Consider the following 23,019-nt stretch of genomic DNA (forward strand, 5'->3'; position numbering starts at 1 on the left):
GTCTCAGGCTCCCTTCACGGCGGTGCGGACGACGACGACCGAGCCCTTGGGGCCGGGGATCGCGCCGTTGACGAGCAGAACGCCCTTGTCAACGTCGATGCCGCGGATCTTGAGGTTCTGGACGGTGCGGCGCGCGTGGCCCATACGACCGGCCATGCGCAGGCCCTTGAAGATGCGCCCGGGGGTGGCGCAGGCGCCGATGGAGCCGGGCTTGCGGTGGTTGCGGTGAGCACCGTGGGAGGCGCCCACACCGGCGAAGCCGTGGCGCTTCATGACACCGGCGAACCCCTTACCCTTGGAGGTCCCGGTGACGTCGACCAGCTGGCCGACCTCAAAGGTGTCAGCGGCCAGCTCCTGGCCGGGGGTGAACTCCGACGCCAGGGAGGTGCGGATCTCCGCCACGTGGCGGCGGGGCTCGACCCCGGCCTTGGCGAAGTGGCCGGCGAGCGGCTTGGTGACCTTGCTGGCGTCGATGTCGCCGAAGGCGAGCTGAACGGCCTCGTAGCCATCGGTCTCGATGGTGCGGACCTGGGTCACGACGTTGGTGTCGACCCGGACGACGGTCACAGGGCGCAGGACCCCGTTCTCGTCCCAGATCTGCGTCATGCCGAGCTTGGTGCCGAGCAGCGCCTTGGCAGGCGCGGCGGCAGCCGGCGTGTTAAGCGTTGTCATGGCAGTCCTCAGAGCTTGATCTCGATGTTGACGTCAGCGGGCAGGTCGAGACGCATGAGCGAGTCGACGGCCTTGGGCGTCGGGTCGACGATGTCGATCAGCCGCTTGTGCGTGCGCATCTCGAAGTGCTCGCGGCTGTCCTTGTACTTGTGCGGCGACCGGATCACGCAGAACACGTTCTTCTCGGTCGGCAGCGGCACCGGGCCCACGACCGTCGCGCCAGCGCGGGTCACGACGTCGACGATCTTGCGCGCCGAGGAGTCAATGACCTCGTGGTCGTAGGACTTGAGCCGGATGCGGATCTTCTGTCCCGCCATGGCGCCTAACCTCTCTTGTACTTGCTTCTGGCCGGTCCACGCGCTCGGGCGTGTCGCTTCAGGACGCGCGCCGCTCCCGCGATGGGAGGCGGTGAACCGGTCTGGACACACGGAAACCCGTTCAGGAGGAACGGGTCCGTCAGTATGAATCCCGGGGCGATCCCGGGGCGGCACAACCAGGGGCACGCATGTGCACGCCCTTGGCCGGCCGGATTACGGTATCAGGGCCCGCGCGGGCAGCGGAACCCAGGATCGGGCCTAGAGGCTGTGAGTCCGCCCACTGGCCCCCGCGCTCGGGCGTGTCGCGTCCAGTACCGGGATCTCCGCGGTGTCGATGAGCTCCTGGTTATCCCATTGTCCCGACGGCGCCGACAGCGACGCGATCTCCTCCAGGAGCGCCAGGTTCTCCATCTCGGAGGGCTGGGGAGGGACCGGAAGGTCGGTGAACCACCGTTGGGGCTCGACGCCGGCGTCGTCATCCATCCAGATCCGCATCTGCTCCGCCCAGGTCTGAGGGCGCGGCTCCTCCTGCGCAGCACGGGCCCTGGCCAGGGCCCGCTCCTTGGCCCGCGCCGCCGCGTAGCCCGAGCGCCACAGGTACAGCCCGATGACAATGAGCCCCGCGGCCAGACCCACGGCCCACCAGGGGAAGTGGGGAACGTCGGGGCGCTTGCCCGCCGCCGCGAGGTCCTTGGCCGGGGTCGGGTAGATGCGCTCGCCGGTCAGCAGGATGCGGTGGGTGTTGATGCCCAGGGGCGTGCAGGTCACCAGGGTGAGCAGGTCCTTGCCCTCCTCGACGCGCAGAGCCTCGGTCTCCTCGGGCTCGACGACCTTGGTGCTGGTGACCCGGTAGGTGAGGACCTCTCCGAAGACCTCGACGATGAGGCTGTCACCGGTCTTGACCTTGTCCAAGTTGGTGAACATGGTGGCCTCGGCCAGGCCCCGGTGCCCGGTGATGACCGAGCGGGTCCCCTCTCCCCCGACCGGCAATGAGGTGCCCTCCAGGTGCCCCAGGCCCTTGAGCAGGGTGTCATCTGCCGTGCCGTGGTAGACGGGCAGGTCCAGGGAGATGGAGGGGATCTTGAGACGGGCCATGAGGCCCTCGTTATTGGCCTTGAGGATGTTGGCGTAGTTCAGGGAGCTGTCCTTGCTGGAGCCGGCGCCCGTGGGGACGTGGTTGTTGGCCTCCAGGACGGCCCCGGCCGAGAGCGCATTGTTGTACGCGTGCGCCTGCTCGACCTGGGTCTTGGCGTCGGGACGGGCCCCATCGACCTGGGCGGAGTAGTCGGCAGTCACCTTCGACTGGTTGTACTGGGCGACCCAGGAGGCCGCCGTCGGATAGGTCAGCAGCCCCATGCCCACCACCGCCATGATGGAGGTGACCAGGGCGGAGACCGACAGGCGCCAGGTACGCGGACGGCGATGCTTCTGGAGGCTCGAGGCGCGGGTGCGCGGAGTCCGGGCGGTGCGGGGTGTGCGTGCTTTGCGAGAGATCATGGGGGCCTCGTGCGCTTCCAGGGTCGGGTGTTTCGGGGTGGGGATGGTGCGGGTTCGCACATGGCGGTGCAGGCGCTCGACGGATCGGGGTCCGTCGAGTGCCTGCACCGGTTCCGCTCAGGCCACCACCTCACGATTGAGACGGGTTCGGAACCCAATCACGACGCGGGTGAGGCGGGGCTCGTGCGGTCGTGGCTGTCGGCCGGGGCTCGCGGGCACCGGCCGGCAGCCAGTGTCGTCAGAGCGCGAGGTTCGCGTTCTGCTTGCGCTCGCGGTAGCGGGCCACGAGGACGGAGCCGACGGCGATCATCAGCAGGGACGCACCGGAGGCGGTCAGGATGAGCATGCCGTTGGCACCGGTCAGGGGCAGGCCCGGAACCGACTGCTTGGTGTTCTCGATGGTGACGTTGTCCGTGGTCACCGCACCGACCTCAATCTTGACGGGGGTCACGGCGCCGTCACCGGCGGGCAGGACGTAGCCGGCCGGAGCCTTGGTCTCGACCAGGACGTAGCAGCGCGCGGTGGCATCCTTCTGGTTGTCACGGTTCGCACCGTCGATGGAGTCGGAGATGAACAGGCCCTTGACGTTGATGGCGCCCTGGGCGTCCGTGGTCAGCGTGGTCTCGCCGTTGATGGCGATGGGGTCGCCTTCCTTGTCCTTGGTGCAGGTACCGGCGTAGGCGTTCTTGGCCTTGTACAGCTGGAACTGAGCGCCCTGGAGGCCGGCTTTGTCCTGGCCCTGCTGGTGGTTGTCCACCTTCTTGATGAGCAGGTCGCCCCAGCGGGAAGTCACCTCGTTAGAGGTCGGCGGGTTCTCAGGGTTCGCCGGGGGCTCCTCGGGCGTCGGGGGCTGCTCGGCGTAGACGGTGTCGCTGATCACCTGAGCCCGGTTCGTGATGGCGCCGTTGCGGGCCTCGGTCACCTTGCCCTGGAAGACGGCGGACACCTTCTTGCCGGGGGCGGCCTTGATCTTCTTCAGACCCTCGGCGGTGAAGGTGACGGTGACGGTCTGCCCCTTGGTGTCCACCTTGTAGTCGGTGGGATCCAGGGTCGTGCCCTCGAGGGAGACCTCAGTGGCGGTCACCGCCGTGAGGCGGTCGTCCAGGGTGTCCCTGAGCTGGAAGTACTTGTAGAAGGACTTGGCGTCGAGAGTCGGCGCCGTCGAGCTCACCGGGAACTTGATGAGGGAGCCGACACCGTAGCCGTTGAGCTTCTGCTCCTGGATGCTCTTCTCAACGCTGATGGCCTCGTTCTTGGGGTAGACGTGGACATCGTAGATCCACTGGCCGTCGGCGCCCGCAGCGGTGTTCGGGTGAGGAACCGTCACCACGAAGGGCTTGGCCTTCTGGACGATGTTGCCGGGGGTCGTGGTCTCGCACACGAGGTAGGCCTGAACCGGCATGTCCGTAATCGTGGCGAGTCCCTCGTCGTTGGTGGCCGGGGAGACCTTGGGGGTGCCGAACTTGTGCGCTCCCAGCGTGGGGGCGGCGGGGTTGGTGCAGGCGCTGTCCGGCACGCCGGCCTTGGACAGGTCACTGATCGTGTCCCACCCGGCGGGGTCCTTCAGGTTGATGTCGGTGATCGGGTAGGCGGTGAAGACGACGCCCTGGACGGGAGCCCCCTTGCTGTCCGCGTTCTGCGGGGTACCGGTGGGGTTACCGATGTCCTTGCCACCACCGTTGAGGTGCTTGTGGATGGCGAGGGAGCCCGTCGCATCCGTCTTGATGTTGCCGTAGTTAGGCGTTTCCGTGGCCACGGCCGAAGGGGCCAGGCCGAGGAAGGCCAGGGTGAGGACACCGGCTGCGGCAGCAGCCCGACGCCCCAGCGTGCTGGCGTTGTGCTTCATGGGTTGGGATTTCCTTTCACTGTGCGCCGCGGGGAGATGCGAACGCGTGGTATGGAGATGGATAGGGAGTCTTTCTCCGGTGGACGACTCCGTCTTGCCCGACGGCGTCACCGGCGCCTCCGACCTTTCATGCACGGGCCGGCGGACGAATCAGTCCAGGTTGCGGTGACGGCGCCTCCTTAGGAATCCGGTGGAGATCGCGACAGCGGAGACGACCGCGCCCGCGATCAGGAAGATGTGCGCACCGCGTCCACCCGTCAAAGGCAGGCGGGGGGTGGCCGCCTTCTCGTTGGTGAAGGCCTTCGAGAAGGAGTACTGGAGGGCATTGGGTTTGATGGCGAAGCTGCGGCTCGTCGTGTCCAGCCGGTAGCCCGCGGGAGCCCGCTTCTCCACCAGGGAGTAGGAACGCGTGTCCCAGGGCAGACCGGTCACGGTGAAGGAACCGGCGGCGGGGTCCGTGTCGGCGTAGGGGCCGCCCGGGCACCGTCCTCTGCCACCGGTGATGACACAGTCGGTGACGGTGGTCCCGGCCGGGACTCCGGGGCCGCTGAGCGTCCACTCCGAGCCGCCAAGGGCGTGCCCGCTCGTGTCCTGCTTCTTCCAGGACACCGATCCGGTCAGACGCTGATTGGTCACGGCGCCCTTGGCGACGCCCGTGGTGTCCTTCAAGCCGGCTTTGAGGTTGGCGCCGGAGACGTCGTCGAAGGCCAGAGTCTTCTCCAGACGCTGGTAGCCGCTGGGAGCGGTCTTCTCGGTGACGGAGTAGCTCCCCCACGGCAGCCCGGTGACGTCGAAGACGCCGGGAGCCGGGTTGGTGTCCTTGTAGGCGCCGGTGCGGCAGCCGGCCGCCTGGCAGTCCTCGACGACGGTGCCGGCGGGGACGCCGGGACCGGTGAGCGCCCACGTGGTGCCGCCCAAGGGCGTCTTGCCGTCCTGATCGACCTTGGTCCAGGACAGCGCCCCGGGCTTGGTCGTGTTGGTGACCGAGCAGGTGATGCGATCGGTTCCCCTCACCCGGATAGTGGATCCGGACAGGCTCGAGCCGCCCCAGTTACCGACCGTGCCGGGGGTTTGAGAACAGCGCCATGCGCTCGCCTCGTACCCTGACGCCTGGAGATTCGTGGAGGACTCGCTGAGCCCGTACTGTCCTGGACGCGTGACCTTGATCCCGGTGTCGACGGTGCCGGTCACCTGCAGGGATGCGGCACCGCCGTTGCCCTGCTGGGCCTTGAGGGTCCACTGGTCGGCCCCGAGGGCCTTGACCTGCCCGGTGTAGGGGGCCTGGACGTTCTTGACGAGCTGGATGGTGGGGACGCGCACCGCGATCCGGTAGTCCTCCACCTCGCCGCCCATCGTGCTCCCGGTGGGCTTGAGGTTCACTCCTGCCTCAGCTGTCCTCACCCGTAGGTAGGTGTGGGGCTGGGATCCGGCCTCCCCGTCGATGCTGCGTACGACGTCCTCGGGCACGGTCCATCTCAACGTGGCATTCGACCTGCCGTCACACGTCACCTGGGCGCTCTTCTCAGCGGGATCGAACACACCGTTGTGGTTCCAGTCGATCCAGCCGGCGACTGCTCCCCCTCCGTTGCAACGGGCGTTGAGGGTGACGTTCTGGCCCGGAGCGGTTTCGATGCCTGCGGCGGGGATGGTGACACCGTCCTCGTCGTTGCCGTACCAGCCGTCGTTGTCATCGCCGTCGGCCCCGTCGCTGAAATGCTGCTGGGACTCGGCGTCGATCGAGGAGCCCAGGTAGGGTCCGGAGGCGTACATGTGGGTGGTGTTGATGAGACGGCCGCCGAAGAGGTCGTAGCCGTTGCGGGTCGTGACCTCACCGCCGTCCCACTTGGGCTGCAGGAGAGCAGAGGCGCTGCCGTAGGAAGCGGGGGCATCCCCGAAGTCGGTGGCCAGGACCAGCCCCAGGGCGACGGCGGAGTAGCCGGATCCTTGCATGGTGATGGTGGCGCTAGTCGCCCCTTCCATGAACATGGACACTGCGGGCCCGCCGATGCCGTTGGGCTTGGAGTAGCCTCCGCCGTTCTGGTAGACGCACTCCTGCGCCGTGTTGTCCAACCGCAGGGTGCGGTTCCCGTTGGACAGGGTCGCGCGGGTAGTGACCGGCCGCCCGGTGCCTCCTCTCGTGTCGGTGCAGTTGTTGGAGCGCCCGCCGTCGAGGAGGCGCCAGGTGACTCGCTGGTTGTTGGGGACCTGGGCCTGGATCCACTCGCCGTCGAAGGGCTCATTGGTGCTCCCGGGGTTGGAGGCCTCGGCGTCGGCGAAGACCAGGCCGTTGAGGCCCACCGGCGTGGAGCTGCCGTCGGGGGCCTGGAGGTTCGCCGAGCAGGAGACGTCGAAGCTGATGCGCGAGTATCCGCCCGTGGGGGTGCGGTCCGCCCGGCGGTCGTTCTTGTCCTTGCCGTCCCAGGTCTTGTCCCCGTTGTAGGCGTAGCCGTTGGCCAGCCCAATGACCATCTGGTTGTGGTTGACGTAGTCCTTCGGGTACGTCAGACCACTGTGCCACTCCGAGCTGCCGTCGCTCCACCCCCCGGCGCCCCCGATGTTGTAGAGGTTGTCGAGGATGTCGCCGGCCCAGGTACCGGGAATGGTGGCGACCAGCGGGCCACGAGCAAGATCGTCAGGAAACCCCTTCTGATGGCCAAGGTGCTTGAGATTGGACAGGTTGCAGGTGGTGACTAGATAGCCGGCCTCCCCCATGTCGCGGTAGTTGGTGAAGGTCTTGCGCTGCCCGTAGTCGAGCACGGGGACATTCGGCTTGGTTTGGCCGGCGAAGTTGCTGTCATAGTCCGCCCACTGGAGCCACTGGATAGTGTCCCGGTACCAGCTGGTACCGCCCTGGGCGAAGACCGCCGGAAGCGCATCGGCTGGAAGCCCCCTCGGGGCCGCCCCGGCAGAAGGCTGCTCAGTGCCCACGAGCGCCGCTGCGACGCAGGTGAGTGCCGCAGCGCCGGCGACGAGCTTACGCAGGCGAGGCAGGATGGCACGACGACGCAGCAAAGGAAACACTCCACTTCATGAGAACTCAACGGCACTGGGCTCGCCCGCAAATGGGCGTCGACATCCAGGTGCCTGGTGACAGTGGATAACCTAGTTGACGAAATCGGGTAATACGGGATCGGTGATGGATCTGAAATCGTCCGTTATAGCATTGCGACACCATTCATTACGCTGGCATCACAAAAACTAGAAAATAGTGTCATTCACATTTCTATTCATATTCGCGGTAGGCCGCGCCATTGCCCATGGTGGAACACAAAAAGACCTCCCCGGTCAGAGCGGCTGCTCTGACCGGGGAGGTCTGGTGCTACGCGGAGGCGCGGGGCGTCAGAGGGTCACTTGATGACCTTGGTGACGCGGCCGGAGCCGACGGTACGGCCACCCTCACGGATGGCGAAACCGAGGCCCTCCTCCATGGCGATGGGCTGGATGAGCTCGACGGTCATCTCGGTGGTGTCGCCGGGCATGACCATCTCGGTGCCCTCGGGGAGGGTGATGACACCGGTGACGTCCGTGGTACGGAAGTAGAACTGCGGACGGTAGTTCGAGTAGAAGGGGTTGTGGCGGCCGCCCTCGTCCTTGGTGAGGATGTAGACGTGGCCCTCGAACTCGGTGTGCGGGGTGATGGAGCCGGGCTTGCAGACGACCTGGCCGCGCTCGACGTCCTCGCGACGGGTACCGCGCAGGAGCAGACCGCAGTTCTCGCCGGCCCAGGCCTCGTCCATCTGCTTGTGGAACATCTCGATACCGGTGACCGTGGTCTTCTGGGCCTCGCGGATACCGAGGATCTCGACCTCGGAGTTGATCGGGAGCTTGCCGCGCTCCACACGACCGGTGACGACGGTGCCGCGACCGGTGATGGTGAAGACGTCCTCGATGGGCATGAGGAAGGGCTTGTCCATGTCGCGCTCAGGGGTGGGGATGTACTCGTCCACCGCGTCCATGAGCTCCTTGATCTTGCCGGCCCACTCGGCGTCGCCCTCGAGGGCCTTGAGAGCGGAGACGCGGATGACGGGAGCCTCGTCGCCGTCGTAGTCCTGGGAGGACAGCAGCTCACGGACCTCCATCTCAACCAGGTCGAGGAGCTCCTCGTCGTCCACCATGTCGGACTTGTTGAGGGCCACGAGGAGGGCGGGGACGCCCACCTGGCGGGCGAGCAGGACGTGCTCGCGGGTCTGGGCCATCGGGCCGTCGGTGGCGGCGACCACGAGGATCGCGCCATCCATCTGGGCGGCACCGGTAATCATGTTCTTGATGTAGTCGGCGTGCCCGGGGGCGTCGACGTGCGCGTAGTGACGCTTGGCGGTCTCGTACTCGACGTGCGCGATGTTGATGGTGATACCGCGCTGACGCTCCTCAGGAGCCTTGTCGATCTCGTCGAAGGGGGTGAAGGGGTTCAGCTCGGGGTACTCGTCGTGCAGAACCTTGGAGATCGCAGCGGTCAGCGTCGTCTTACCGTGGTCGACGTGACCGATCGTTCCGATGTTGACGTGCGGCTTGGTCCGCTCGAACTTGGCCTTGGCCACTGGTGTCCTCCTGGGACTCGGGTAGTTCTCTTCGTCGGGATTCGACTAGCACACATGCTAGCCGCCCGGGCGTCGAGAGTCTCTACTGGTGGATGTTGGAAATCTTACTGAACTGGGTCCCGGTCGGCACCCGAGGGGCGCCGCCGGGCCGGGGTCCGCCACGGTTGCGTGCAGCCGGCACGGACCCCGGAGGCAGGGCGTCAGGCGCCCTTGACCTTGGCGATGATCTCGTCGGCGACGTTCTTGGGAACCTCGGCGTACGAGTCAAAGGTCATGGAGTACACGGCACGTCCCTGCGTCTTGGAGCGCAGGTCACCGACGTAGCCGAACATCTCCGACAGGGGCACGTTGGCGCGGATGACCTTGACGCCGACAGCGTCCTCCATCGAGGCGATCATGCCGCGACGGGAGTTGAGGTCACCGATGACGTCGCCCATGTACTCCTCGGGAGTGCGGACCTCGACGGCCATGACGGGCTCGAGGAGGACCGGCGAGGCCTTCTTGGCACCCTCCTTGAACGCCATGGAACCGGCGATCTTGAAGGCCATCTCGGAGGAGTCGACCTCGTGGTAGGCGCCGTCGATGAGGGTGGCCTTGATGTCCACCATCGGGTAGCCGGCCAGGACACCGGTGAGCATGGCGTCCTGGACCCCGGCGTCCACGCTGGGGATGTACTCGCGGGGCACGCGGCCACCGGTGACGGCGTTGGCGAACTCGTAGTGCGCCTTCTCGCCGTCGGCGGTCTCGGCGGCCTCGTCGGCCACGAGGGGCTCGAAGCTCATCTGCACCTTGGCGAACTGGCCGGAGCCACCCGTCTGCTTCTTGTGGGTGTACTCGACCTTGTCCACCTTCTTGCGGATGGTCTCGCGGTAGGCGACCTGCGGAGCACCCACGTTGGCCTCGACCTTGAACTCGCGGCGCATACGGTCCACGAACACGTCCAGGTGGAGCTCGCCCATACCGCCGATGACGGTCTGGCCAGTCTCCTCGTCGAGGGAGACGGTGAAGGTGGGGTCCTCCTCGGAGAGCTTCTGGATGGCCACACCCAGCTTCTCCTGGTCGCCCTTGGTCTTGGGCTCGATGGCCACGTGGATGACCGGGGCCGGGAAGGTCATGGACTCCAGGACGATCGGGGAGCCCTGGGCGCACAAGGTGTCACCGGTGGTGACGTCCTTGAGGCCGATGAAGGCGTAGATGTGGCCGGCGTGGGCCTCCTCCACCGGGTTCTCCTTGTTGGAGTGCATCTGGAAGAGCTTGCCGATGCGCTCCTTCTTGCCCTTGGTGGCGTTGAGGACCATCTCGCCCTGGGAGACCTTGCCGGAGTAGACGCGCACGTAGACGAGCTTGCCGTAGAAGGGGTGGGTGGCCACCTTGAAGGCCAGGGCGGAGAAGGGAGCCTTCTCGTCGGCCGGACGGGTGAGCACCTCCTCCTCGTTACCGACGGCGTGGCCCTCGACGTCGGGAACGTCGAGCGGGGAGGGCAGGTAGTCCAGGACGGCGTCGAGCACGGGCTGGATGCCCTTGTTCTTGAAGGCGGACCCGGCCAGGACCGGGAAGGCCTCACCGGCCACGGTGAGCTTGCGGATGCCGGACTTGAGCTCGGCGATGCTGAGCTCCTCGCCCTCGAGGTACTTCTCCATGAGGGCGTCGTCGGCCTCGGCGACCGTCTCGACCAGCTGGGCGCGCAGATCCTCGGCCTTGGCGACCAGCTCGGAGGGGATCTCCTCGTACTCGACGACGGAGCCGCGGGTCTCCTTGCCGTCGGCGTCCTTCTCGGGGAAGCGGATGGCCCGCATCTCCAGGACGTCGACGAGGCCGGAGAAGTCGTTCTCGGCGCCGATCGGGAAGTTGAGGACGATCGGGGTGGCGTGGAGGCGGTCACGAATGGTCTGGACGGAGAAGTCGAAGTCCGCGCCCAGCTTGTCCATCTTATTGATGTAGCAGATGCGCGGGACGTTGTACTTGTCCGCCTGGCGCCACACCGTCTCCGACTGCGGCTCCACACCCTCCTTGCCGTCGAAGACCGCCACGGCGCCGTCGAGCACGCGCAGGGAGCGCTCGACCTCGACCGTGAAGTCCACGTGTCCGGGGGTGTCGATGATGTTGATCTGGTTGTTCTTCCAGAAGCAGGTGGTGGCCGCGGAGGTGATGGTGATACCGCGCTCCTGCTCCTGCTCCATCCAGTCCATCGTCGAGGCGCCGTCGTGCGTCTCGCCGATCTTGTAGTTGATGCCCGTGTAGAACAGGATGCGCTCTGTCACGGTGGTCTTACCGGCATCGATGTGGGCCATGATGCCGATGTTGCGGACCTTGGTGAGGTCTGTCAGCACGTCAAGTGCCACTGGTGGTGTCCTTCGTTCGTGTGGGGTTCGGAGCTGATTCCGGCACTACCAGCGGTAGTGGGCGAAGGCCTTGTTGGACTCGGCCATGCGGTGCATGTCCTCGCGGCGCTTGACCGCGGCGCCCAGGCCGTTGGAGGCGTCGAGAATCTCGTTCATGAGACGCTCAGTCATGGTGTTCTCGCGACGCTGGCGGGAGAAGTCCACGAGCCAGCGCAGCGCCAGGGTGGTGGCGCGGCCGGGGCGAACCTCGACGGGCACCTGGTAGGTGGCACCACCGACGCGACGGGAGCGGACCTCCAGGGCGGGGCGGATGTTGTCCAGAGCGCGCTTGAGGACCGAGACCGGGTCCTGGTCCGTCTTGGAGCGCACGCCCTCCAGGGCGCCGTAGACGATCCGCTCGGCGGTGGACTTCTTGCCGTCCAGCAGGACGCGGTTGACGAGCTGGGTGACGACCGGCGAGCCGTAGACGGGGTCGACGACGAGCGGGCGCTTGGGTGCGGGACCCTTACGAGGCATTACTTCTTCTCCTTCTTGGCGCCGTACTTGGAACGTGCCTGCTGGCGGCCCTTGACACCCTGGGTGTCGAGGGCACCGCGCACGATGTGGTAGCGGACACCGGGAAGGTCCTTCACACGACCACCGCGCACGAGCACGATGGAGTGCTCCTGGAGGTTGTGGCCCTCACCGGGGATGTAGGCCGTGACCTCGATACCGGTGGACAGGCGCACACGGGCGACCTTACGAAGGGCGGAGTTCGGCTTCTTAGGGGTCGTGGTGTACACACGGGTGCACACGCCACGGCGCTGCGGACTGGCCTTGAGCGCCGGCGTCTTGGACGCGGAGCGCTTCGTCGAGCGGCCCTTGCGGACCAGCTGCTGAATGGTAGGCACTACTGATTCTCCATGGGGACGTGAGTCTGTATCTGGCTGCTGCCTGCGTGCCGGGCCGCTCCCCCATTGGTGGCTCGACGGCGCACGTCACCGCGGAGAGGGCCGGCCCGCCGGGATCGGGGCGAACCCGATGACGACGTCCGGAGCCCCGCAGTCAGGGGCCCGTCGGTTCCCGCCGCGGCAGACCCGCGTCACGATGTCGCACTTGAGCCGAGCAGACCTGAGGCCTGGACGAAGCCGACGTCGCTGGGAACGGAATGGAGATGCGGTGACCCGTCTGCGGGCACCGTCGGCCAGTCTACCCGTTCGCCGCATCAGGGCGCCAGGGCAGAGGGAGAGGTGAGGGCGTGGTGCTGGACACGCCGAATTCGAACCGTACCGCTGACCTCACCCCACGACGATGGGGCGAACGCCCCTGACGTTACTCAAGTCGCCCCTCTTACCATCACTAAGCATGAGCACGACGACCCCCACCTGGTCAACCGTTCCGGTAGGCGCCCTCCCCCGCCTCACCGTGGATGGGCAGGACACCGGACTGGCGCTGTGGACCGCACGCACCCGGCGCGAGCGCAACATCGGCCTACTGGGCACCGACTCGATCGACGGGGCCCTGTGGATCACTCGTTGCAACTGGGTGCACTGCTTCCGCATGCGCCACACGATCGACGTCGTCTATGTGGGGCGCCGAGGGAAGGTCGTCGCAGTGACGACGATGCCGCCCAACCGGATGGGAATGCCCCGGCCGCTCGCGACGGCCGTCGTCGAGATGCGGCAGGGAGACGCCTCTCGCCTGGGAATCCGCAGGGGCAGCATCCTGGCGGCAGCTCCTACCGAGCCGCCCCCACGGTCCGATCCCGCTTCAGCGGGCGTCCAGAACAACGTGCTCGGCTCAGCTCACTGAAAGGTCCCCATATGTCTCCCCAACCTTGGCTGCTCGGCTCCGTGGCGCTCGTCTCCGTCGCGGTTATCGCCGGCCCCGTCTCGGCATGGACGAGGCGCTACGTGCACGAGCCCCTCAACGACGAGGACAAGTCTGACGCCGGCGCGCGCTCCGCAGCGGTCACCTCAGAAGACGCCGCGGATGGCGCCACAGCCAGCACAGGGAGCACCACCGAGCCACTCTCAGAAGCCTCAGAGCCTCCCGCCTCGCTTGAGTATCCAACACTCAAGCATCCCGGCCTCCTCGGCACGGCGCCACAAGGACTACTGGCTCTGGCTCTATGCCTCTTGTGCGCCTGGTGGGGCAGCCGGATAGGCACCACCGCCGCGACGCTCACCGCCATCCCTGTGTACGCGCTGCTCGGATGCGCCGGAAGCGTCGACGCCGTGGCGCACCTGCTCCCCAACCGCCTGCTGGGCGCCACGACCGCCTGGCTGACCGCATGCGGAGTGGTCGCCGTCGTCCTGGATCCCGACAGGGCGCGTACCGCCCTCACCGCAGCACTGTGCGCACTGGCAGTGGGAAGCGTCAGCCTGGCCCTGGCGTATCTCCGCACCGGCCTGGGACTGGGAGACGTCAAGCTCGGTGCGGTGATCGGTCTATGGCTGGGGTGGCTCGACCCCTGGATGCTCGTCTTCGGACTGTGCATCGGAGTTTTCCTGGGCGGAATCGCAGCATTGTTCCTGCTCATCACCCGCCGGGCCTCTCGCAAGGACCCCATGGCTTACGGCCCGTACCTCATCGCAGGAGCCCTGCTCACCTGGCCGCTGGCGATCGTTTGACACAGGGAGAGGCATCACACCCATGGTGAGAACTCCACAAAGCCGCCCGCGCCTCCTCGTGGTACGGTCATAACGCGTTACCGCTTTGTAACCTTTTGGTGTGGCAAAACCACAATTTAGAACACCGCCACCCTTTGCCCGACCGTCCCATCCCGTCGACTCCGCCCCTCGCAGAGTCAAGACAACGGAAGGCCTCTCATGCTTGTGCTCACCGGCTCCCGGTCCCACCCGGACGCGACCAAGGACTGGGATATGGGCCAAGCCGCCGCACTCCTGCAGCAGCTGGGCCATGGCCCCGCCCTGCTGCTGTGCCGCACCGGGGAGGATGAGCACGCAGCTCGCACCGTTCGGGGGATCCTCAAGCGCAAGGACCTCGGCATCCTGGCAGTGAATGAGCCGGAGACCCGCTTCCGCGCCCTGGGCTACTGCCTTCTACAGCTTCACTCTCGGGTCTACGGTCAGGCACAGATCGTGGTCAACGCGCTGCGGCCGGCACTGTGCACCAGAGTGGCCCTCAGCTCAGTCAGCAAGCTCACCAACCCTTCACCGACGATCGGGCAGCACCTGCAGTCAATGGTTCCCGGCTCTCGTTTCACCTTGGACCTGGGTGAGACACAAGGCCGTGTCACCAAGGTCAAGAATGTGGTCTGGGACAAACCGCCTCAGGGAAGTCTGGCGATCTGGGCAGCCGACGACGAGCAGAACCGCGTCACGGGCGCCCTGGCCTCCCTGGGGCTTCACCGGGAACCCCTACTCCCTATGTCCCACACCTGGCCGGCCAAGTCATGGGCGGAGATGACCATGCTCATCACCGACCCCGGCCCGCTCGTCTCTCAGGCGCTGGCACCCCTCGCCCAGACCTACTGCCCCTATTGCGGTCAGATGGCCGTCCCACAGGGCTGCCTCCTGTGCGGCACCTGGCCCAACGTGCCTGTGCAGCCGCCCCGCACTTCCGCCCCCCACCCAGTCAAGGAGTCCAGATGAATCCGCGTCAACGGCGAGGCGTCCTGCTCATCCTCGTCACGGTCCTCGGAGCAGTGGTCACCTTCGTAGCCATGTTCAGCTACGTCCAGTCGATCTCCTCTCAGGTCGGCCCGATGACGACCGTTCTCAAGCTGTCGCAGCAGGTGACCGAGCTCAAGGAGATCACTGCCGCTGACGTGGTCACCGAGCAGGTCCCCAAACGATGGGTTCCCGAAGACGCCATCCATGACGTCAATGACCTCAAGGGCAAGGTGGCAGCAGCCACCTTGAACAAGGGCGCGGTGCTGCAGACCAGCATGCTTCAGGATCCTCCGCAGCTGACGGAGGGATACCGCGAGGTGTCGATCATGATCGACGCCGAGACCGGCGTCGCCGGCAAGGTCACTCCGGGCTCCCGCGTCGACATCGTCTCCACGGTGGAGGACCCCAACACCAAGGCGCAGAAGTCGGAGATCATCATTCAGAACGCACTCATCACCGAGGTCGGTGTGGCCACGAAGGTTCAGGACAAGGACGAGAACGGGAACTTCTCCGAGGAGAAGGACAGTGTCCCGGTGACCTTCTCGCTGACGCCTGAGCAGTCCCTCAAGCTCGCCTACGCCGAGAGCTTCTCGAAGAAGGTCCGTCTCCTGCTGCGCCGCGACGGTGACCAGGGCACCGCCCAGACCCCGGAGTACTCCGCCAATCCCGGAACCCCTGCTCAAGGAGCGAACTGATGCAGTACCTAGTGACCGATCACGAGGAGACCCGTCAGCAGGTACTGGCAGCGATGTCCGAGGCCGAGGGGCTTGGCGAGGTTCGTACTGTCGCCTCGCCTGAGAAGCTCAGAGAGCTTCTGGAGCCGGAGGTCACATCGTGCATTCTGGTCGATGAGGCGCTGGAGGGGCACATCGCTCTGCCCACTGTTCAAGAGCTCTCCCGCACCTATCCACTCATTCCCGTCGTTCTGCTGAGCCGGACTCGTACTTCCGAGAGCGTTGTGGCAGCGATGGACGCCGGAGCACGGACCGTGCTGGCGCTGCCCTTGTCCCTCGAGGAGATCTCCAACCGTCTGCTGCCGGTTCTGGCATGGTCGCGGGCAGTTCGCAGCGAGGCCTCGAGCCGGGAGGAGATCACTGCACGTCGCCAGGGCACGATCACTGCCGTCGTCGGCGCCAAGGGCGGCGTGGGGACCTCAACCGTCGCGCTCATGGCTGCCGCTCAGCTGGCTCAGGGCGCTCGCACCTGCCTGGTGGATCTCGATGTCCGCGGTGGTGATCTCGCCGCCATGACCGGGATCTCGGTGCGACGTTCCATCACCGACCTGGCCGACATCGCTGCGGAGGTCAGCGCCCGGGAGATCTCCGAGGTCATGTACCCCCTCCCCGGCGGGATCGCCCTCCTGCCCGCCCCGGAACAGGGCGAGACCGGCGAGATGCTGACGGAGTCGGCCACGCGTCAGATCCTCACCATGCTGCGCTACCAGTTCGACCACGTGGTCCTGGACTGCGGCAACCGGCTTGACGACATCCTGGCCATGGGGCTCGACTCCGCCGACCGGGCTCTCATCGTCACGACCCCCGACGCTCCGGCCCTGCGCTCGGTACGCAGGCTGAGCGACGCGCTCGACCGCCTCGATATCGCCCGTGGACGCCCCTTCGGCCTGGTCGTCAACCTGACCAGCCGGCAACGTGAGATCCAGCCGGCCACCGCAGCGAAGATGACAGGAGTGGCACTGGCCGCCAGCATTCCCGATCTGACGGCGCAGATCGAGATGGCCGTCAACTCCAACACTCTGCTGACATCGCGAGTGCCGGCTATGGCTAAAGCCGCGCAGTCCATCGCCGGCGCCATCACGGCCGGAACGGCGCCCGGCCCCGGCAGTGCTCCCGATCAGAGCGCGACGGCCGGCTCAACCAAGGCCGCGAGACGAGGCCGCAAACGCCGCCGCTCGCAACGGGGCCAGATCACGGTGGAGTTCCCGGTGGTCTTCGCATTGGCGACCGCCGCGATTCTGCTGTGCATCCAGGCACTCAGCCTTGGAATCTCGTACATGTATGCCACCCATGCCGCCAATGAGGCTGCGCACGCCTACGCCATCGGGAAGAGCCCAGGCCAGGTGCAGCAGGAAGTCACCAGCCGCCTGCCCAGCAGCTACGCCGCACGTACCAAGGTGACACGTTCCGGCGCTGACAGGGTCACCGTCACGCTTCCGGTCCTCTCCGTCGTCGATATGAATACCTCTGCAAGCGCCGGAATCGTCTGGGAGAAGTAATGAGTACTACGACCACGGCTACAACCCTCCGCCCTGCCCGCCTCACCTCATCCCCGAAGCAGCTGATCAGGCGCCTGCGTCATGAGGAGCGAGGTGTCCTTGATATCGAGCTCATCGGCTTCGTGCCGATTCTGGTCCTGGTCACCATGTTCCTCGTTCAAGGCTTTCTCGCCGTCTCCACAGTGACCTCCGTCAGCGCCGCCACCCGAGACGGCGCACGCGCAGCCATGCTGGGCCGCTCCCCCGAGCAGGCCGCGCATGAGGCACTACCCGACTGGGTACGCCTGGAATCCGTGTCGGATGGTTGCGGTTCCGGGCACTGTGTCCAGGTCACCGCACGGGTGCCGATCGGTATCCCAGCCATCACCACTGAGCACCTCACCGTGACTCGTACGGCCTACTTCCCCGAGGGCTGAGATGGCACTACGAGATCGAGTTGCCCAGCCCCAGGGAGGAAAACGCCAGAGCGCCGGCAGCAGAGAGGACCTGGTGGCGCTCTACCGGACCCGCCTGCTCAATGAGATCGACCTTGAAGAGGTTGCCGGACTGGAGCTGGCCCAGCAGCGCGCCCGCCTGGAGCGGGTACTCTCGCGACTTCTGTCCCTCGAGGGCCCCGTCATGTCTCCACGCGAGCGGGCCTGGCTCATCAAGCGTGTGATCGACGATGCCGTTGGGTTGGGAGTGCTCGAGCCCCTCATCGCAGATCATTCCGTCACCGAGATCATGGTCAACGGCCCGGAGGACGTCTTCATCGAGCGATCCGGACGAATCGAGCGGGTGCCCACCCGCTTCACCTCCGAGGCCGAGCTGTACCAGCTCATTGACCGCATCGTCTCCTCGGTCAACCGCAGGGTGGACGAGTCCAGTCCGATGGTCGACGCACGCTTGCCCGGAGGAGAACGTGTCAACGTCATCATCCCACCCTTGGCGCTCGACGGCCCCACCATCACTATCCGACGGTTTCCTCAGCCCTTCCGCCTTCCGGATCTCGTCGCTCGCAACAGCCTGCCGCAGCAGGCCGCCGACCTCTTAGGCGCCCTGGTGGCCGCTCGGTTCAATATTCTTGTCTCCGGCGGGACCGGTTCCGGCAAAACCACCTTCCTCAACGCGCTGTCCGGGATGATCTCCGATCGCGAGCGGATCATCACCATCGAGGATGCGGCCGAGCTGTCCCTTCAGCAGCCCCACGTGGTCCGACTGGAGGCACGCCCGGCCAACACCGAGGGCACAGGACAGGTAACGATTCGCGATCTCGTGAAAAACTCACTGCGTATGCGCCCCGATCGCATCATTGTTGGCGAGGTCCGTGGCGGCGAAACGCTTGACATGCTCCAGGCAATGAACACCGGTCACGAGGGCTCGCTGACCACAGTGCACGCCAACTCCGCCACTGACGCGCTGAGTCGCCTGGAGACGTTGTCCTCCATGTCCGATGTCACGCTCCCGGTCGAGACCGTCAGAGATCAGATCAATGGCGCCATCGACGTCATTATCCAGTTGGAACGCGACTCCACCGGCACGAGGAGGGTCAGCACCATTGAGGCAGTGACCTCCCGACACCGCGAGAATTACGCGACCTCACTTATGATGCGTTACGTTCACGCCGCCCAGCGCGATCAAGGACACTTCGAGTTCCACGGCATTTCACGGGCCATGGCGGACAGAATTCAACAGCACGGTCTGCAGCTCCCAGCAGGGCTCCTCGTGGGGGAGATGGCATCATGAGCAATGTCCTTCTCATCTACATCAGTGGAGCCGCCACCCTCATCATTGGGAGTGCCGCACTCATCACCTTGTCCACCAATGCGGGGCGCACAGCCGAGCTCGCGCAGGGCGTCGGTGCCACAGACATCACTCAGCGAGGAAGCGCTGGAAGCGTTTTTCTCACCCTCCTTCGCAGACTCCCTTTCAGTAAGCCGCTACGCCGCCGGCTCTCCAGCGCCGGGTTGAACTGGGATGTCGCAATCACGGAACTGGCTCTGACAGGGGCAACCGTTGGGATATTCTTCCTCTCGCGCCTTCTCGTCGGACAGATCGCAGGCGGAATTTTCGCCGTTCTCACACTATTTTTGTTCTTCCGATGGCTGCGCCGACGCAGGGACCAACGGGTGGAACGGTTCATTGCCCAGCTCCCTGAGGTATCCCGAATTCTTTCCAACGGAACCTCGGCAGGCATGTCGGTTGAGCGCGCCCTGATCCTAGCTGCCCAGGAGATGTCCGAGCCAGCAGGCGTGGAACTCAAACGAACCACCTCACAGCTCGCACTCGGATGGTCATTGAACAGCGCTCTCACCGATCTCTCCGAGCGGATGCCCTCACGCGAACTCAACGTCCTTGTGCGCACTATCGTCATCCAGTCCACAGCCGGCGGTGCGCTCGCCAGCGCCCTGCACGACATCGCCCTCGCCCTCGAAGATCGCAAGCAGCTGCACCGCGAGGTTCGGACCGCCATTATTGGCTCAACCTTCAGTGCCTACTTGGTCCCCCTCATCGGTCTCACTGCCGTTGTGCTCATGAACATGATGAAGCCTGGCGTTCTGGATGACATGGCCTCATCATTCGTTGGCCGCATCGTTCTTCTTGCAGCTCTCTTATGCTTCGGAATCGGCGCCCTACTCATGAGGCTCGTCTCCCGGGTGGAGGTTTAGCGTGACAGCAATTGCATTCGGTATCACGACGACACTATTCGTGCTTCTTGGCGCCTACGGGATCCACCTCATCCGGGACGACGGAACCAATCAGTACGAAATTCACGACGAAAGAGATCATGAATCGACAGGCAATGGCGGCTTTGTTCGGCTCATCGACGCCCTCGGAATCAGAACTCAGAAGCTCCTTCGTAAACTCTATGGCCCCGTACGTTTGAAGTCCCTCGACCGACGACTGAAGAACGCAGGCAACCCAGAAGGGCTCACACTCGACCTATTCATCCAAAGAGAAGCCGGCTTTATTTCACTGAGCATTCTCCTGTTAGTTATTTTTACCTTGTTAGGACATCCGATATACGGTCTTTTATTTGGTATAGTATTCTCAGGATGGATGTATCTTTGGTTGTTTCAGGCAGTTCAGAAGCGGCAGGCATCGATTGATCGCGACATCCCTGACTTCCTTGACGTTCTTGCTATTACGGTGCGTTCGGGCATGTCATTCCGTAGCTCACTCGAACGCGTATGCAGCCACTTCGATGGCCCCGTGGCAGAGGAGATGCAGAAGACGCTTCACGAAATGCGGCTCGGCGTTTCACGACGCGATGCGTTCACCGCAACCAAGGAGCGCTGTCGCTCCGATAACATCGATAATTTCGTGACGGCACTTCTCCAGTCCGAAGAGCTGGGAACCCCGATCGGCGACGCACTTGCCTCCATCGTCAAGGAGATCCGGCGAGAACGAGCGCAGCAGGTTCGCCGCGCTGCCGCCAAGGCACAGCCGAAGCTGGCGCTCGTCGCCACCACCACCATGGTTCCAGGTGCCATGATTCTCATGCTCGGAGGGATGATATTCGCCAACTGGGAGACAATCACAAAACTGTTTGGCGGATAACATGCAAGCAATTAGCATCAAAGACTCACTCCTACCTTCCAGCCCCATTCACCACCACGCGCTCTTCACTGCGGTTGGCTTATTATGTGACATACGGCTTGGACTCGTTCTGGCTTGCGAACTTGGGATCATCTCATCCAACACGAGCAGGGGCGCTGTGGCAGTCCCTTTGTTGGGACTCGTCATTAACTGGATAACTCTGCGAGCGTCTCGGAAATACACGCACCTTATAGTCGGCAGCTGGATCTATTTATGTTCCGACCTGCTCATCACCTGCGTTGTTGCCACAACACTCCCTTACCTCTTCTCTGGCGGCCTCTCCCTGTCTCTTGCCTACATCATCACATCCTCCGTCCTCATTGGCCTCATGAGCCAAGCCTTCTGGGCGTCACTGTGGAGCGTCGGCGTCACTATGTCGCTCGCACTCCTTAAGCTTCACAATACGTCCCTTCCTACTGTTGTTGCAGCAGCCATGGTTGCAGGGATTATTTTTAGCGTCCTTGTTGGAAACCGATTAAACAACCAATTCGCAGAAGTCAGTCGACTCTCCGCCGAAGCAGCCTCCGCAAGGGCCGAGGAGCGAGCACTTGCCGAGCGACTCACTATCGCTCGGGACCTGCATGACTCGCTTGCGAAAAGCGTTCACGGCATTCGCATGCTTGCCGAAACCTTGAACAGCTCTCTCACCTCAGAGCACCACCCCGATGCCGAGCTCAGTCGCTTGATTTTTGAATCCGCAGATGAGGCAAGCAGAGAAGCACGACTCGTTCTTGACGGCCTGCGTTCCGGCGGCGACGATGACACCATCGGCGCACTCAAAGAGGAAGTCAACCGGTGGGGCGCGCGCACCGGCATCACGATCACTACAAGTAGAACTGAACCACAGCCTCCCTTGCCTTGCTCAACCGAGGCGATGTGGCAACTTCAGCGCATGGTGGGCGAGATACTTACTAACATTGAGAAACACGCTCAAGCCACGTCGGTCAATACCGATTTTTCTTATGATAGTACTCAATTTTATCTCAGTGTATACGATGACGGCATAGGCTTTGACGACAGAGCAGGTAACCTCAGCCGGGAAGGACACTACGGAATTACCGGCCTAAAAGAACGGGCCACATCTCTCGGCGGACACATTTCCATTGAACCACACTCTGAATTCGGCGGCGGAACACGCATCTTTTTTCATGCCCCCATTGATTCGCTTGGCACTCACAAGGAGAAGAGCATATGAAGGTGATGGTCGTTGACGACAACGCCATCGTTCGACTCGGACTTCAATCAGTCCTCCAACGAATCGAGGCCGTGCACGAGGTCATCGAGGCAGACAGCGCATTCTCCGCACTCGAGGCACATCATGCGCACTCTCCCGACATTATCCTACTGGACATCTCCATGCCCCCGGGACGCAGCGGACTTGAGATCCTTCCCGAGCTCGTCAGCGACGCGTCAGTCATCATGCTCTCCTCGAATCGAGACCCCAGTAGCATCCGTGAGGCACTCGACGCCGGCGCCCGGGGCTATCTGGTCCATGGTCAACTGGGCATCAACGAGGTGGCAGGCGCCATCGAGACCTGCCGTAACGGCGGACTCGTTCTTGGTAGGGAAGCGGCAGACGTGGTACTCAATCCGCACACTCCGGATTCCTCCAACAATCCTTTGCGAGAACAGGTTTCGGAGAGGGAGGCCGAGATCCTGGATCTCGCCGCAACCGGCATGTCCAACACCCAGATCGCCCAGCAACTATTTTTGTCTGAGAGAACCGTCAAAAATTACCTCAACAGCGCCTACCCCAAGATCCAGGTCCACAGCCGCGCCGAGGCGATCGCCATCTGGCTGTCACCGCCACCCACCCACCAGTAGGCCGCAGGACAGGGCGCCCGCCCCTACCCGGTGGGGCAGGTAGCCCCCTACCTTAGAGATCGTCACAAACATGAGGCGCCAGCACAACAACGACGCCAACCAACAATGGAGGTCATCATGAACAACAACGCACTGCTTCGCCTGCAGGTCCGTCTCCAGCAGGCCTGGACCAACCTTCGCAATGGAGAGCACGGTCAGACAATGGTTGAGTACGCCGGCATCGGCCTTATTGTCGCAGCGATCATTGGCATCGTTATCGGCACAGTAGGAGGGTCCGCTGGAGAGATCGGTGAGGCCATTGTCGGGAAGATCGTGAAAGCCATCAGTAACCTCCACTGAAGATGACTTCACCTATACCTCGGTCGGAGGGAATGAATTTCCTCACCAGAGCTTCATTGCTCTGGTGAGGAAGTTCTTGCTTTGTATTAAGGAGTAGCTGTGTCTTGTGTGTTGTCTCGTTTGCCCGGTGTTTCTGGTCGGAGGGCGTCTCGTCGGTCTTTTGTGGCGCTCTCGGCTCTGGCGGGACTCGGGTTGCCGGTGCTGGCGGGCTGTGA

21 protein-coding genes are annotated in these 23,019 nt (G+C 64.3%); 12 read left to right on the forward strand and 9 right to left on the reverse strand.

Features of this window, described 5'->3' with window-relative positions; genetic code table 11:
• Positions 1–3: 3 nt before the first annotated feature.
• The 9 genes from rplC to rpsL all read right to left on the reverse strand — a co-directional run bounded on the left by rplC (position 4) and on the right by rpsL (position 12,102).
• Positions 4–672 (reverse strand): 50S ribosomal protein L3, encoded by a 669-nt coding sequence (gene rplC, locus FK267_RS04195; RefSeq protein WP_003789295.1) that lies wholly within the window; start codon positions 670–672, stop codon positions 4–6.
• An 8-nt stretch (positions 673–680) separates the two neighbouring features.
• The gene (gene rpsJ / locus FK267_RS04200) at positions 681–989 is read right to left on the reverse strand and encodes a 30S ribosomal protein S10 (RefSeq protein ID WP_003786051.1); all 309 of its coding nucleotides are present in this window, start codon (positions 987–989) and stop codon (positions 681–683) included.
• A gap of 258 nt (positions 990–1,247) precedes the next feature.
• Positions 1,248–2,486, reverse strand: a complete 1,239-nt coding sequence (locus FK267_RS04205; RefSeq protein WP_141406396.1) for a class C sortase — start codon at positions 2,484–2,486, stop codon at positions 1,248–1,250.
• A 238-nt stretch (positions 2,487–2,724) separates the two neighbouring features.
• Entirely contained in the window at positions 2,725–4,332 is a 1,608-nt protein-coding gene (locus FK267_RS04210; RefSeq protein WP_075378878.1) for a SpaH/EbpB family LPXTG-anchored major pilin, read from the reverse strand.
• A 150-nt stretch (positions 4,333–4,482) separates the two neighbouring features.
• On the reverse strand, positions 4,483–7,344 hold the full coding sequence (locus FK267_RS04215) for a CshA/CshB family fibrillar adhesin-related protein (RefSeq protein WP_141406397.1): 2,862 nt from the start codon (positions 7,342–7,344) through the stop codon (positions 4,483–4,485).
• 335 nt (positions 7,345–7,679) lie between these two features.
• Positions 7,680–8,870 (reverse strand): elongation factor Tu, encoded by a 1,191-nt coding sequence (gene tuf / locus FK267_RS04220; protein ID WP_070661478.1) that lies wholly within the window; start codon positions 8,868–8,870, stop codon positions 7,680–7,682.
• Between the two features lie 200 nt (positions 8,871–9,070).
• A complete protein-coding gene (gene fusA, locus FK267_RS04225; protein WP_075378876.1) occupies positions 9,071–11,212 on the reverse strand; it encodes an elongation factor G in 2,142 nt (713 codons plus the stop codon).
• Between the two features lie 45 nt (positions 11,213–11,257).
• Positions 11,258–11,728, reverse strand: coding sequence for a 30S ribosomal protein S7 (rpsG, locus tag FK267_RS04230; protein WP_003786052.1), 471 nt, complete (start codon positions 11,726–11,728; stop codon positions 11,258–11,260).
• Positions 11,728–12,102 (reverse strand): 30S ribosomal protein S12, encoded by a 375-nt coding sequence (gene rpsL / locus FK267_RS04235; protein WP_003786082.1) that lies wholly within the window; start codon positions 12,100–12,102, stop codon positions 11,728–11,730. Before rpsL ends, rpsG begins: the two co-directional genes overlap by 1 nt.
• A gap of 454 nt (positions 12,103–12,556) precedes the next feature.
• Between rpsL and FK267_RS04240 the strand changes: the two genes are divergently transcribed.
• From FK267_RS04240 to FK267_RS04295, 12 genes are all read left to right on the forward strand, one after another.
• Positions 12,557–13,003 carry a DUF192 domain-containing protein gene (locus tag FK267_RS04240; protein ID WP_081379377.1) on the forward strand — a complete coding sequence of 149 codons (447 nt, stop codon included), beginning with the start codon at positions 12,557–12,559 and terminating at the stop codon, positions 13,001–13,003.
• 11 nt (positions 13,004–13,014) lie between these two features.
• The gene (locus FK267_RS04245) at positions 13,015–13,824 is read left to right on the forward strand and encodes a prepilin peptidase (RefSeq protein ID WP_141406398.1); all 810 of its coding nucleotides are present in this window, start codon (positions 13,015–13,017) and stop codon (positions 13,822–13,824) included.
• A 198-nt stretch (positions 13,825–14,022) separates the two neighbouring features.
• On the forward strand, positions 14,023–14,808 hold the full coding sequence (locus FK267_RS04250; RefSeq protein ID WP_075378874.1) for a hypothetical protein: 786 nt from the start codon (positions 14,023–14,025) through the stop codon (positions 14,806–14,808).
• Entirely contained in the window at positions 14,805–15,524 is a 720-nt protein-coding gene (gene cpaB / locus FK267_RS04255) for a Flp pilus assembly protein CpaB (RefSeq protein ID WP_075378873.1), read from the forward strand. Before FK267_RS04250 ends, cpaB begins: the two co-directional genes overlap by 4 nt.
• Entirely contained in the window at positions 15,524–17,062 is a 1,539-nt protein-coding gene (locus tag FK267_RS04260) for a CpaE/TadZ family protein (RefSeq protein ID WP_081379376.1), read from the forward strand. The genes cpaB and FK267_RS04260 overlap by 1 nt, the downstream gene beginning before the upstream one ends.
• Positions 17,062–17,478, forward strand: a complete 417-nt coding sequence (locus FK267_RS04265) for a TadE/TadG family type IV pilus assembly protein (RefSeq protein ID WP_141406399.1) — start codon at positions 17,062–17,064, stop codon at positions 17,476–17,478. The genes FK267_RS04260 and FK267_RS04265 overlap by 1 nt, the downstream gene beginning before the upstream one ends.
• A 1-nt stretch (position 17,479) precedes the next feature.
• Positions 17,480–18,787 (forward strand): TadA family conjugal transfer-associated ATPase, encoded by a 1,308-nt coding sequence (locus tag FK267_RS04270; RefSeq protein ID WP_075378871.1) that lies wholly within the window; start codon positions 17,480–17,482, stop codon positions 18,785–18,787.
• Complete coding sequence (locus tag FK267_RS04275; RefSeq protein WP_075378870.1) at positions 18,784–19,710, forward strand: type II secretion system F family protein; 927 nt, start codon at positions 18,784–18,786, stop codon at positions 19,708–19,710. Before FK267_RS04270 ends, FK267_RS04275 begins: the two co-directional genes overlap by 4 nt.
• Before the next feature lies 1 nt (position 19,711).
• On the forward strand, positions 19,712–20,602 hold the full coding sequence (locus FK267_RS04280; RefSeq protein WP_075378869.1) for a type II secretion system F family protein: 891 nt from the start codon (positions 19,712–19,714) through the stop codon (positions 20,600–20,602).
• Positions 20,603–20,969: 367 nt separating this feature from the next.
• A complete protein-coding gene (locus tag FK267_RS04285; protein WP_170198589.1) occupies positions 20,970–21,836 on the forward strand; it encodes a sensor histidine kinase in 867 nt (288 codons plus the stop codon).
• Positions 21,833–22,465 carry a response regulator transcription factor gene (locus FK267_RS04290; protein WP_075378868.1) on the forward strand — a complete coding sequence of 211 codons (633 nt, stop codon included), beginning with the start codon at positions 21,833–21,835 and terminating at the stop codon, positions 22,463–22,465. The genes FK267_RS04285 and FK267_RS04290 overlap by 4 nt, the downstream gene beginning before the upstream one ends.
• Positions 22,466–22,582: 117 nt before the next feature.
• Positions 22,583–22,804: a hypothetical protein gene (locus tag FK267_RS04295; protein ID WP_232622423.1), complete on the forward strand. Its 222-nt coding sequence runs from the start codon at positions 22,583–22,585 to the stop codon at positions 22,802–22,804.
• Positions 22,805–23,019: the final 215 nt, after the last annotated feature.

The sequence above is a fragment of the Actinomyces oris genome (assembly GCF_006546825.1).
GTDB classification, from domain to species: domain Bacteria; phylum Actinomycetota; class Actinomycetes; order Actinomycetales; family Actinomycetaceae; genus Actinomyces; species Actinomyces oris.